General features: G+C 59.9%; 14 protein-coding genes and 1 pseudogene. 10 read left to right on the forward strand and 5 right to left on the reverse strand.

Translation table 11 applies throughout. From position 1 onward, the window contains the following. Window positions 1-49: 49 nt before the first annotated feature. Complete coding sequence (locus ABDK75_RS17585) at window positions 50-220, reverse strand: hypothetical protein (RefSeq protein WP_162531351.1); 171 nt, start codon at window positions 218-220, stop codon at window positions 50-52. 42 nt (window positions 221-262) lie between these two features. Further along, a complete protein-coding gene (locus ABDK75_RS17590) occupies window positions 263-877 on the reverse strand; it encodes a recombinase family protein (RefSeq protein ID WP_010512305.1) in 615 nt (204 codons plus the stop codon). A gap of 125 nt (window positions 878-1,002) precedes the next feature. Here ABDK75_RS17590 and ABDK75_RS17595 point away from each other — a divergent pair, with 125 nt between their 5' ends. Then, entirely contained in the window at window positions 1,003-3,894 is a 2,892-nt protein-coding gene (locus ABDK75_RS17595; RefSeq protein WP_061507276.1) for a Tn3 family transposase, read from the forward strand. On the opposite strand, the gene ABDK75_RS17600 is transcribed toward ABDK75_RS17595, so the two are convergent. From ABDK75_RS17600 to ABDK75_RS17610, 3 genes are all read right to left on the reverse strand, one after another. Beyond that, complete coding sequence (locus tag ABDK75_RS17600; protein WP_346006589.1) at window positions 3,886-4,248, reverse strand: hypothetical protein; 363 nt, start codon at window positions 4,246-4,248, stop codon at window positions 3,886-3,888. The two genes, ABDK75_RS17595 and ABDK75_RS17600, sit on opposite strands and share 9 nt — an antisense overlap. A 103-nt stretch (window positions 4,249-4,351) precedes the next feature. After that, a complete protein-coding gene (locus tag ABDK75_RS17605) occupies window positions 4,352-4,591 on the reverse strand; it encodes a conjugal transfer protein TraD (RefSeq protein ID WP_061491522.1) in 240 nt (79 codons plus the stop codon). A 64-nt stretch (window positions 4,592-4,655) separates the two neighbouring features. Next, window positions 4,656-5,015 (reverse strand): conjugal transfer protein TraD, encoded by a 360-nt coding sequence (locus ABDK75_RS17610; protein WP_346006590.1) that lies wholly within the window; start codon window positions 5,013-5,015, stop codon window positions 4,656-4,658. Between the two features lie 96 nt (window positions 5,016-5,111). Here ABDK75_RS17610 and traA point away from each other — a divergent pair, with 96 nt between their 5' ends. The 9 genes and pseudogenes from traA to ABDK75_RS17655 form a co-directional block, all read left to right on the forward strand. Then, window positions 5,112-8,198 carry a Ti-type conjugative transfer relaxase TraA gene (traA, locus tag ABDK75_RS17615; protein ID WP_346006591.1) on the forward strand — a complete coding sequence of 1,029 codons (3,087 nt, stop codon included), beginning with the start codon at window positions 5,112-5,114 and terminating at the stop codon, window positions 8,196-8,198. 54 nt (window positions 8,199-8,252) lie between these two features. After that, on the forward strand, window positions 8,253-8,447 hold the full coding sequence (locus ABDK75_RS17620; RefSeq protein WP_062454612.1) for a type II toxin-antitoxin system VapB family antitoxin: 195 nt from the start codon (window positions 8,253-8,255) through the stop codon (window positions 8,445-8,447). Beyond that, window positions 8,444-8,836 carry a PIN domain nuclease gene (locus ABDK75_RS17625; RefSeq protein ID WP_048848569.1) on the forward strand — a complete coding sequence of 131 codons (393 nt, stop codon included), beginning with the start codon at window positions 8,444-8,446 and terminating at the stop codon, window positions 8,834-8,836. Before ABDK75_RS17620 ends, ABDK75_RS17625 begins: the two co-directional genes overlap by 4 nt. Before the next feature lie 25 nt (window positions 8,837-8,861). Continuing rightward, complete coding sequence (locus tag ABDK75_RS17630; protein ID WP_026019313.1) at window positions 8,862-8,999, forward strand: hypothetical protein; 138 nt, start codon at window positions 8,862-8,864, stop codon at window positions 8,997-8,999. Next, the gene (locus ABDK75_RS17635; RefSeq protein ID WP_019088723.1) at window positions 8,996-9,133 is read left to right on the forward strand and encodes a hypothetical protein; all 138 of its coding nucleotides are present in this window, start codon (window positions 8,996-8,998) and stop codon (window positions 9,131-9,133) included. Before ABDK75_RS17630 ends, ABDK75_RS17635 begins: the two co-directional genes overlap by 4 nt. Further along, window positions 9,133-9,804 carry a DUF6118 family protein gene (locus ABDK75_RS17640; protein WP_346006592.1) on the forward strand — a complete coding sequence of 224 codons (672 nt, stop codon included), beginning with the start codon at window positions 9,133-9,135 and terminating at the stop codon, window positions 9,802-9,804. Before ABDK75_RS17635 ends, ABDK75_RS17640 begins: the two co-directional genes overlap by 1 nt. A 115-nt stretch (window positions 9,805-9,919) precedes the next feature. Beyond that, window positions 9,920-11,014, forward strand: a complete 1,095-nt coding sequence (locus ABDK75_RS17645) for a Fic family protein (protein ID WP_346006593.1) — start codon at window positions 9,920-9,922, stop codon at window positions 11,012-11,014. Window positions 11,015-11,053: 39 nt separating this feature from the next. After that, window positions 11,054-11,230 (forward strand): annotated as a pseudogene (locus tag ABDK75_RS17650) (type IIL restriction-modification enzyme MmeI); the annotation flags it as partial. Between the two features lie 78 nt (window positions 11,231-11,308). After that, the coding region (locus ABDK75_RS17655) for an IS5 family transposase (RefSeq protein WP_346006594.1) at window positions 11,309-12,338 on the forward strand (1,030 nt) is incomplete at its 3' end.

Genomic DNA, 12,338 nt, shown 5'->3' on the forward strand with positions numbered 1-12,338 from the left:
TCAGGGACGTGGATTTCGGGGGGGATCGTTCACGACACCAACACCCTCATCAATCCGTGGGGCGAGGCGTAGGGAGGGTGTCAATGGCCGCCTGAATCCGGGCCAGATCGGCGTCCAGAAGAGCAAGAACCTGATCGGCCGGGACAGTGGGTTTCGTGCTGTTGCGTGCCTTGCGGATTGCATCCCTTTTGGCAGCCCGTTCGTCGGAAAGGTCCGTCATGGTCATGTCTTCATGGAGTCGTTTGCGGGAGGGGGCGAAATCCTACGCTAAGCTGAGAACGCGCTTCCCATAATCCCTGAGCTCGCCCTTCGGTCCGACATATCTGTATAGAGTGACGCGCTCGATCCCGAGTTCCTTGCACAGATCGGAAACAGACGTGTCGCGCTGCGCCATGGCGGCCTGGGCGAGACGCACCTGTGCTTTGGTCAGGGCGAATTTTCGCCCTCCCTTTCGTCCGCGCGCTCTGGCTGCGGCAAGGCCAGCCATGGTGCGCTCGCGGATCAGATCCCGCTCGAACTCGGCCAGAGTGGCAAAGATACCGAACACCATGCGGCCGGATGCGGTCGTGGTGTCGATCTGAGCGCCTTTTCCGGTCAGCACACGCAGGCCGATCCTGCGGTCTGACAGATCCTTCACGGTGTTGACCAGGTGGGCGAGCGAGCGCCCGAGGCGATCGAGTTTCCAGACCACCAGCACATCGCCGTCGCGCAAGGATTTGAGGCATGCAGCTAAGCCGGGCCGATCATCGCGGCTACCGGATGCACGATCATCATAAATATTACCTGGCTCGATACCGGCGGCACGCAGGGCGTCGTGCTGGAGGTCGAGGGATTGGGAACCATCGGCTTTGGAGACGCGGGCATATCCGATCAGCATGTTTCTTAAACGTTGGTTTGAAGCGGTGACGAACATGAGCACATAAGCTTGCACTATTGTGTATCTTAACCAGCATCGCAATCAAACTATCTCAAACCTTACCTTGGAAAGAATAAGGAGCATGTATGCCGCGTCGCGTGACCCTGACCGATCGACAGCGCGAGGCGCTGTTTCACTTACCGGTCGATCAAGGTGATCTGCTGCGGCACTATACCCTTAGCGATGAGGATCTCGGGCATATCCGCCAGCGCCGGCGCGCCCACAACCGTTTCGGCTTCGCGCTGCAACTGTGCGTCCTGCGCTACCCGGGCCGGGTACTCACCCCTGGCGAGCTGATCCCGGCACAGGTATCGGATTTCATCGCGGCCCAGCTCGGGCTGAGCCGTGACGATCTACTCCTCTATGCCGCGCGCGAGGAGACCCGGCATGAGCATCTGGCGGACCTACGCCGGATCTACGGCTATCGCTCCTTTTCGGGGCGGGGCGCACGGGATTTGCGCGATTGGATCGCTCGGGAAGCCGAGGCGGCGACATCGAATGAGGATCTTGCCCGTCGCTTCGTTGCAGAGTGTCGCCGCACCCGCACAATCCTTCCCGGTTTCTCAACGATTGAGCGCCTTTGTGCCGATGCACTGGTCAAGGCCGAACGCAGGATCGAAGATCGTATCGCCCATCGCATAACACCAGCCCTGAGCGAGAATTTGGCTCATCTGTTAGAGAATACGGTGGATGGTCGCATCACCCGCTTCGTATGGCTGCGACAGTTCGAAGTTGGCGCAAATTCGGCGGCGGCCAATCGGCTGATGGATCGACTGGAATATCTCCACAAGTTCGATCTTCCGGCAGATTTGCTGGACGGCGTTCCCGCGCATCGTGTGACCCGCCTTCGCCGGCAGGGCGAGCGCTATTACGCCGACGGCATGCGCGATCTGCCCGAAGGCAGGCGGCTTGCAATCCTCGCTGTCTGCACCATGGAATGGCGGTCATCTCTGGCTGATGTCATCGTGGAGACCCACGATCGCATCGTAGGCCGTCTCTATCGGGTCTCCGAACGCCTTTGCAGCACCAAGATCGCCGACGAAAAGGCGGCCGTTCGGGACACGCTGAAGTCTTTTGCTGAAATCGGTGGTGCTTTGCTTGGAGCGCAGGACGATGGCGCATCCCTGGACGGGATAATCACCACCGGTCCAGGCTGGGAACGGTTCAGAACCCTTGTCGCCACGGCCTCTGCGTTGACCAATGTGCTCGCTGCCGACCCGCTCAGCCGTGTGCTGGACGGCTATCATCGCTTCCGCCTCTATGCGCCCAGGATGCTGCGCCTGCTCGACATGCAGGCGGCGCCGATTGCCAAGCCTCTTCTGACGGCTATCGCGCTGCTACAGAGCGGGATCAAATCCGATCCTCCTATGGATTTTCTACGTCCCAACTCCAAATGGCATCGCCATCTTCGCGCTGCGCCCGCCGGCGACTACCGACTTTGGGAAATCGCGGTGCTGTTCCATATCCGCGACGCTTTCCGGTCCGGCGACATATGGCTGGCAAAATCGCGCCGCTATGGCGACCTCAAGCAGATCCTGGTCCCGCCACAGGCGATAGAGCAGACCGCGCGGTTCGCTGTGCCGCTGCAACCCGGCGAATGGCTTGCCGAGCGCAGGGCTCGACTGGATACACAACTGAAGGCGCTTGGCCGCGCGGCGCGAACCGGTACGATCCCAGGCGGCATCATCGAGAACGGCAAGCTGCACATCGACAAGCTGAAGGCTGACACACCCGAAGGCACTGAGGATCTCGTACTCGATCTCTATCAACAGCTCCCGTCCACGAGGATCACCGATTTGTTGCTGGAAGTCGATGAGCGAACCGGATTCTCCGAGGCTTTCACGCATCTGCGCACTGGCGTGCCTTGCCGCGACCAGATCGGCCTGATGAACGTGTTGTTGGCGGAAGGCGTCAATCTTGGTCTACGCAAGATGGCAGCGGCGACCAATACGCACAGCTTCTGGGAATTGCTGCGGATCGCACGCTGGCATGTCGAAGGCAGCGCCTATGATCGGGCGCTCGCCATGATCGTGGAAGCCCATGCCGCTCTGCCTATGTCCGCCTTCTGGGGACAAGGGAAATCCGCATCCAGCGACGGGCAGTTCTTCCTTGCTACCGAGCAGGGCGAAGCGATGAATCTGATCAACGCGAAATATGGCAACGTCCCAGGCCTCAAGGGATACAGCCATGTGTCCGATCAATATGCACCCTTCGCTACCCAGGTCATCCCGGCAACGGTCAGCGAGGCACCTTATATACTCGATGGGCTGCTCATGAATGACGCAGGCCGCCGCGTCCGCCAGCATTTTGCCGACACGGGTGGCTTTACCGATCATGTGTTCGCCGCCAGCTCCTTGCTCGGCTACAGGTTCGCACCGCGTATCCGAGATCTCTCTCAGAAAAGACTCTATGCCTTCACGCCCAACGCGACGCCCGCCAATGTGCGAGCGCTGGTTGGCGGCAAAATCAATGAACCGCTCATCGAGCGCAACTGGCCCGACATCCTGCGCGTCACGGCAACGATCGCAGCGGGCATCGTCGCCCCCAGCCAGATTCTTCGCAAGCTCGCTTCCTACCCGCGCCAGAATGAGCTGGCCCTTGCATTGCGGGAGATCGGTCGCATCGAGCGCACCCTGTTCATGATCGACTGGATTCTCGACGCCGGTCTCCAGCGCCAGGCTCAGATCGGTCTCAACAAGGGCGAGGCCCATCATGCCCTCAAGCGCGCCATCAGCTTCCATCGTCGAGGTGAGATACGCGACCGCTCAGGCGAAGGGCAGCACTATCGTATTGCCGGCATGAACCTGCTCGCCGCCATCATCATCTTCTGGAACACCATGAAACTCGGGGAGGTCGTGGACAGACGCGCCGTGGACGGCATCATCATCCCGCCTGATCTCCTCGCCCATGTCTCACCGCTGGGATGGGAACACATCAACCTCACCGGCGAATATCGCTGGCCTAAATCCTTAGCGTAGGATTTCGCCCCCTCCCGCAAACGACCCCTTCATCGCCTCGTGTTTCGTGGCAGCGACAGGGGCAGAAATCCGCCATGCGTAATCGCAGACATTATCCAGCAATTCTGCTCGTTGTGTCTGACTGTAAGCTATAACGAAATCAGCGACAATTTTTTCTGGCACACCTTCCCGAAGAAGGTTGGCAGCCGTTTCCGCTATTTCCAGATTGACCGCCTCATTGAGCAAGATGAAGGCATCCGTATCGGTCATACGCTTTGCCGCCCGTGCAACGAACCGAGCATTCAGATTCCACATCCATTGATGACGGTTGATTGTATCAGAAAACCATTCTGGAGAAGGGTATTCTGGAGCCATTAGGTATCCTCTTGAAGTGTTTGTGGCGGTCAGTTTCCAGACCGTCAAATTGTTCTGTGGCCGAGATTACAATCTGTCCGTTTTGGATGATCGTGTTTTGTCGTCAGCCTTGTTCCCGGTCCCTGTCGAAGGCATGAAGCCCCGCGCGCCTCCAGCGTGTTTTCAGGTCGTCCGGGGTGGTCTCATTTCCCCCCTGAAGCTGCCCCGCAATATCCAGAAAGGCTCCGAGCAGGGTGGCGCGGTCATCATCGGTCAGATCAACCAGTCCCGCCTTCTGAACCAGGCCACCCAATTCGATCAGATGATGGGTGCGTTCCCGTCGCGCCTTCGCCCAGTCGCGCATGTCGGTGCGTGCCTTTCGTGCCAGATGGCGATGGATCAGGGCCGCCTGCTTCCTGATCCGTCTTTCAAGCGCCAGCAGATCCGTTCTGATCGTTTCCGGTTCCTTTCCGGCCGCCCTTTTTTGCGCTGTTCTGAAAGAACGCCGTCCCCCGTTCGGTCCACCTCGCGACGGCTTCGGGTTTGCCGTCCGCCTGCTCGATAGCCGCAAGCAGTACACCGGCCAGCGCCTCGATCGACAGGGTATCGGCTCCCGTCGCCTCGACCAGTTCACCGAGCTGGAGGGTTCTTTGCGCCTTAAGCTGCTTCGCCTTTTCCTGAAGAGCCTTCAGTTCCGAATCAATGTCCCGTGGCCTGCGCATTTCCGGTCCCCTGTCCTGCTGGTCTGTGGCATACTCTACCACACAGGCGAGAACCGCGTCACTCATCCAGAGCAATCAATCTTTGTGGCGCAATAAAATGTGAGTGCGCGCTTATACGTCACTTCGTGACGTGCGCTTAAGTGGTGTGATAGGATTGCGTCCATGGCGATCTATCATCTGCATGCAAAGGTCATCAGCCGTGCCACCGGCCGGAGCGCCGTGGCGGCGGCAGCCTATCGTGCAGCGTCCCGCCTGCATGATGTGCGGCTGGATCGCGACCATGACTTTTCCAACAAGAGCGGCGTGGTGCATTCCGAGATCCTGCTGCCCGATGGCGCGCCGGAACGGTTTCTCGACCGTGCGACCCTATGGAATGAGGTCGAGGCGATCGAGAAACGCAAGGATGCCCAGCTTGCTCGCGAGGTGGAGTTTTCAATCCCGCGCGAAATGACCCAGGCGCAGGGGATCTCGCTGGCACGGGATTTTGTGCGGGAGCAGTTCGTGGAACGCGGTATGGTGGCCGATCTCAATGTACATTGGGATATTGGTGAGGACGGACAGGCGAAGCCGCATGCCCATGTGATGCTGTCCACGCGGTCTGTGGATGAGAACGGGTTTGGTGCGAAAGAGCGTTCGTGGAACGACAAGGAACTCCTGCTGACGTGGCGTGAACGATGGGCGTCGCTCGCCAATGAACGGCTGGCCGAGCTGGACCTGGATGTGCGGATCGATCATCGGTCGTTCGCGGCACAGGGGATCGACCTTGAGCCGCAGAACAAAATCGGTCCGGCCGGGATGCGCCGGGAAGAGCGGGGCGAGGATGCGGAACGGGTCGCTGATCATCTGGAGATCGCGCGACGCGATGGCGAGAGGTTGCTGGCCGAGCCGCATGTGGCGCTGGAGGCGCTGACCCGGCAGCAGAGCACGTTTACCCGGCAGGATCTGGCGCGGTTCGTGGACCGGCAGACGGCGGATGCAGAACAGTTCAGTGCTGTCATGGTTCGGGTGGAGGCGTGTCCAGAGTTGGTCGCGCTCGGGAAAGACGGGCACGGGCGGGAACGGTTCTCCACACGGGAGATGATCGGGGTCGAGCAGCGTCTGGAAGAGGCATCGCTCGCGATGGGGCAGTCCCAGGGGCATGCGGTGCCGCTGGCGGTGCGTCGGGCGGCGATGGCGCGGGACGGGCTTGGGGACGAGCAGGCGCTGGCGGTGGGCGAGGTCACGAAGTCCCGCGACCTGTCCGTCGTGGTCGGGTATGCCGGGACGGGGAAGAGCACCATGCTGGGTGTGGCCCGTGCGGCATGGGAAGAGGCCGGGTATCGGGTGCGCGGGGCGGCGCTGTCGGGGATCGCGGCGGAAGGTCTGGAAGCGGGGGCCGGGATCGAAAGCCGGACGCTGGCCTCCCTGGAGCGTGCGTGGGAACGTGGGTTTGACCTGCTGGAGCGCGGGGACGTGCTGGTGGTGGACGAGGCTGGCATGGTGGGGTCACGGCAGATGGAGCGGGTGCTGTCGGCCGCGCGCAGTGCTGGGGCCAAGGTGGTGCTGGTAGGTGATCCCGAGCAGTTGCAGGCGATTGAGGCGGGTGGTGCGTCCCGGGCGGTGGCCGAGCGGGTCGGGTCGGTGGAAATCACCACCGTACGCCGGCAGCGTGAAGGCTGGCAGCAGGCGGCTACGAAGGAGCTTGCGACCGGGCGGACAGAGCAAGCGCTGGGTCGCTATGAGGCGGCTGGCCTGGTGCGTGGGCATGACACGCTGGAAGAGGCGCGGGCCGGAGTGGTGGCCGGGTGGAATCAAGCCCGGCAGGCTGCCCCAGAAGAAAGCCAGATCATGCTGGCGCATCGGCGTGTTGATGTGCGGGCGCTGAACGAAGCGGCGCGCGAGATCCGCAGGGAGGCGGGTGAGCTGGGTGACGACGTGCTGGTGCCGACCGCCCAGGGCGAGCGGGTGTTCGCGGACGGGGAGCGTGTCTACTTCCTGCGCAATGACCGGGAGCTGGGGGTAAAGAACGGTACGCTGGGGACGGTGCGGGGTATCGTGGGGTCGGCCGAGGCCGGGGATCTCGTGCTGTCGGTGCAGCTCGATGGGAAGGAGGGTGTCGGGCGTGGCCGGGTCGTGTCCGTGTCGGTGGCGGAGTATGACGCGCTGGATCATGGTTATGCGGCCACCATCCACAAATCGCAGGGTGTGACGGTGGACCGGGCGCATGTGCTGGCGACGGGGAGCCTGGACCGGCACGGGGCCTATGTGGCGCTGTCGAGGCATCGGGAGAGCGTGTCTGTCCATTGGGGTCGTGATGATGTGGGCGACCGGGACGGGCTGGTGCGGCGGCTGTCACGCGAGCGGCTGAAGGATACCACGCTGGATTATCCGCATGTCCGGGATATGGATGCCGGGTTTGCGCGGCGGCGCGGACTGCATGTCCCCGAGAGCGAGATCGTGGTGGAGCGTGAGAAGGCCGCCTCTGGCCCCCGGCAGGACAGGCAGGCCGAAGGTGTGCCTATGCCAGAGCCTGCGTCGGCACAGCAAAAACGCGGGATGTTCGATGGACTGGACCTGTCCGTGCGGCCGGGGCGTCGCACGGCGGAAAAAGACGTGTCGGCCGGGATGGATGCCGGGGCCGGTAAGGGGGAAAGTGGGATTGAGCGTGAGGCTCCCGCCTCTCTCTTTGCGGGTTTGAGGCTGCCCCGTGTGCAGCGTGAGCAGGTGCCGGCCGGGCTGGACGGGTTCGTGCCGGGGAGTGATCCGCTTCAGCAGGCGGTGGAGCGGTATGCGCGGGCCTGGGTGGATGCCGAGCGCATGGTGCGCCAGGAGCTGCCGGTTCTGGAGCATCAGAAGAAAGCGCTTTTTGAAGCCGGTCGGGATCTGGAACGGGTCCGGCGTGGCGGTGAAGCGGATCTGCGGGCGGCGCTGAAGCATCAGCCGGAGATCCGGCAGGCGCTGTATGGTCTGGAAGGGCCGGCACGGGCGCGCAAACTGGTCGAGGGGCTGGAGCATGAGGACAGGGTGCGGAAGAGTCCGGATCTGCGGGCGGCGCGGTTTGTGAAGACCTGGGACGGGCTGAGCCGCGAGCAGCAGGGTGTGGCGCTCAAGGAATTGAAGCGGGATGCGCAGCTTGAGTCCATCCTGCGGGAGAAAGGCCGCGAGCTGGGCATCAGGAAGGGATCGACGCTTGATCACGGGTTGCATCCCCATCAGCGGGAGCAGGCCCTCTCACGCTCCAGGTCGCGCGGTATGGATCTGGGGATGTAATCTGCTTGAGAGAGGATATGCTGATGTGTATAATTTTCACTGGAGATACACATCATGCGAACCAACATCATTATTGACGATACCCTCATGACAGATGCGCTGAAGGCGTCTGGCGTCAAAACCAAGAAAGAAGCCGTCGAACTCGGATTGCGGACGCTGATCAAGTTGAATCAGCAGCGGCAACTGCGTTCCATGAAGGGCAGGCTGGAGTGGCGGGGTGATCTCGACGCCATGCGTTCCGACGCATGATTCTGGTCGATTCATCAGTCTGGATCGATTTTTTCAGGGGTACGGTGACGCCACAGGTTGATGCTCTGGACCGGTTGCTGGGAGAGGAACTGGTCGCCATTGGGGATCTGATGATGACGGAAGTTCTTCAGGGATTTGCGAGCGAACGGGATTTCAACAAGGCGCGGAGACTGCTTGGCGCTCTGGATCTGGTGGAGATCGGGGGGCGTGATGTCATGATCGAGGCGGCACGATATTTCCGTGACCTGCGTGCCAGAGGCATCACCATCCGGAAAACCATTGATACCCTGATTGCCACACGATGTATCGTAAGCGGGTATCGGCTCCTTTACAGTGACCGGGACTTTGATCCGTTTGTGACACATCTGGGGCTGGAACGGGTTGTCTGATTTCAGCGCGGTGACTGGAGAGGACATGCAGAAAAAAGAAGAGGCCGTTCGGCTGGGATCGCTTCTGGGGGCCATCGGTCGTGAGGCCGGTGTGCGTGATCAGGATATCGCGGTCTTGCAGACCCGCGATCAGACCCCGGCCGAGGCAATGTCCTTCGAATGATCCTGCTGCTTGATACCAACGTGATCATGGAGACGAGGAGGCCCGTCCCGGAGCAGCGTGTTCTGGCCAGCCACGACGTGTCGCCTTTCGAGGCGGCTGGTGTGCGGGTTTTCAATCTGTGGGGGGATATCTGATGTCCGAGACAGATCCAGCAGCGCGCGCGTTTGAGGACCTGTGCGCCGAAATGACGGTACTCCGGCGGAGCGTGGAAGCGTTGCCGCAGGCGTGGCGGGACAATCGGCCCCCGGATTACACGGAGGATCTGGCCCGTGTCGTGAAGGCCATGAATGCAGTCGGTGCACGAATGGAGGCGATCGAGGCCAATCCGACGCTGAAGATGACGCCCCAGGCGTATGGGCAAGGGATTCGTCAGGCCGGGATTTCTGCCAGTCAGGAGATGCAGACAGCGTTTCAGAAAGCGATAGGTGAGGTTCAGGGGGAACGTCGGGTTCTTGCCAATATCATTGGTCAGTCCCGTCAGCAGGATCGTCAGAACTGGTGGCTGTTAGGGGTGGGGCTTGCCTGTCTTGTTGCAGGGATCGGGTTGTCGCCTGTTCTGGCGTATCTCCTGCCATCTTCTGTCGGGACGCGAGTGGCATCCTTTATTGTTGGGGAGAAAGATCGCTGGAACTCTGGGGCCATGATGATGGCAGTCAGCAATCCTGAAGGCTGGCAACGTGTACGTGAGGACAGCCAGCTGGTTGAGGCCAACAGAGACAGGATTACAGCCTGCCAGAAAGCGGCATCGGGTCAGGAAAAAACTCAGAAACCCTGTGTCATCACTGTTCCGGCAGAGCAGGAATAGTCTTCAGGGGATAAAAGCCGACAGCAGAATATGACATGTCAAAGAAACCGGATTTCTTTGACGGGTCATCCTGACGTGTTAGAAAAAACGCATATTGCTACCGCGTCAGGATGTCATGTTAACGCCAACCTACCTTATTCGGCCTTTGCCGCCTCAGGCGGAGATAGAAACGGTTCCGGTTCTCAAGGCGCTGGTCGAGGCTAATAAGGCTCTGGCAGAGCTGAAGGGGCGGGCGGCAACCATCCCCAATCAGGGGATCCTGATTGATACGCTGGCTTTGCAGGAAGCCAAGGCATCTTCGGAAATCGAGAATATCGTCACCACCCAGGATGAGCTTTTCCAGGCGGATCTGTTTCCCGATGGACCGGATTCAGTGGCGGCCAAGGAAGTCGCCCTGTATCGCGATGCCCTTCATCTTGGGTTTCAGCAGCTGAAAGAAACCGACGGGCTGATCCTGAACAAGGGGCTGATCGCGATTTTCCAGAGGCTCAAGAAGCGGGAAGATGGGTTTCGAAACACCCCAGGAACGGCCCTGAAGAACGAGCGCACGGGGGAAGTGGTCTTTGTGCCGCCGCAGGACGGGCGGGAAATTATCGGGCATATGTCGGATCTGGAGCGGTTCGTGAATGATGACGGGCTCTATGACCTGGATCCACTCATCAAGATGGCTCTGATTCACCATCAGTTTGAGAGCATCCATCCCTTCCCCGATGGGAATGGCCGCGTCGGGCGGATCCTGAACGTGTTGTATCTGACCCGGACCGGTCTTCTGGATATCCCGATCCTCTACCTGTCGCGCTATATCACTCGCCACAAAGATGAGTATTATCATCTGTTACAGAAGGTGCGGGATGAAGGCGCATGGGAAGCGTGGATCCTCTACATGCTGCGGGCCGTAGCCGAGACATCCAGGATCACCCTGGAGCTGATTGAGGGCATGCGGGCGCAGATGGCCACCATGAAGCAGCGGATGCGGACGGAACTGCCCAAAATTTACAGCCAGGAGCTGCTGAACAACCTGTTCCGGCATCCCTACACGAAAATCGAGTATGTCCAGGCAGATCTGAACATCGCGCGTCAGACGGCAGGGAAATACCTCGACCAGCTCTCAGAGAAAGGCTTGCTGTCCAAGCACCGCTCAGGGCGGAGCAATTATTATATCAACGCACCTCTGGTCCGCCTCTTCCTGGAGGTATCCGGTGGCGCATGAGGTGTATGATCTGTTTTTCGAAAATATGGAATTTTACGCATGAATCCCGTTGAGATTGAAGAAGCTGTCTCCCGGATTGCCGAGGCATCTTTTAATCCCGGGGAATTTCCTTTCGAGTTCCTGCAAGCATTCGGAAACCGCGATGTTACGATCAAGCGGCTTCGCAAGGATAACCGCTCGGACGTTTCTGGAGCGGTGCTTCAGCGTAACAACATGGAGGGTTCGAAAAACCCCCTGGTATTGAGGTCTGCTCTGTGATTCCATTTCCCCTTAGTTGATTGGGGATGATGAAAGATGAAGCAGCCGGGTTTCCTTGATGTTGAAGAACGGCTTGCCCGCTTGAGCGGGCTTGGTGATCAGCTCGAAGCATTTTCCCGGACTGTGGATTTTGAAGTCTTCCGCCCTGACCTGGAGAAGGCTCTGGCGTATTCTGACGGAAGCAAAGGCGGACGACCGCCATTTGATCCGGTGCTGATGTTCAAAATTCTGGTGATCCAGACGCTCAACAATTTGTCTGATGAGCGGACGGAATATCTGATCAACGATCGCCTCTCCTTTATGCGTTTCCTTGGTCTGGGACTTTCGGATCGGGTGCCGGATGCCAAAACGGTCTGGCTGTTCCGCGAGCGTCTGACCCAGGCGGGTGCGATCGAAGGGCTGTTCAACCGCTTTGATGCGACCCTGCGCAACGCCGGGTATTTACCGATGTCAGGCCAGATCCTGGATGCCACACTGGTAGCTGCTCCAAAGCAGCGGAACACCAACGCAGAGAAAGCCGATCTTCGGGAAGGACGTATTCCTGAAGACTGGCAGGACAAACCCGCAAAGCTGTCGCACAAGGATCGTCATGCGCGCTGGACACTGAAGTTCACGAAGGCGAAGCGGCAGGATGATGGAACCATGCCCTCCAGCGATCTCGCCATCCCGTTCTTTGGCTATAAATCGCATGTTTCCATCGATCGGAAATACCGGTTCATCCGGAAATGGAAAACAACGCAGGCCGCCGCCAGTGATGGCGCGCGATTGAGAGAGGGGCTGCTGGATAAAACCAATACGGCCTCAACGGTCTGGGCTGACACGGCCTATCGCTCAAAAGCGAATGAGGACTTCATGGAGGAGCAGGGCTTTGTCTCGAAGGTTCACAGGAAAAAGCCGCATCTCAAGCCTATGCCCAGGCATATCCAGAAATCCAACGCCGGAAAGTCCGTTATCCGGTCGCGTGTCGAGCATGTCTTTGCTGATCAGAAATCACAGACCGGGCTGTTCGTCCGAACCGTCGGCATAACGCGGGCCACCATGAGGATCGGGTTGGCCAATATCGTCT

It is taken from the genome of Gluconobacter sp. OJA, assembly GCF_039638325.1.
Taxonomy (GTDB): domain Bacteria; phylum Pseudomonadota; class Alphaproteobacteria; order Acetobacterales; family Acetobacteraceae; genus Gluconobacter; species Gluconobacter cerinus.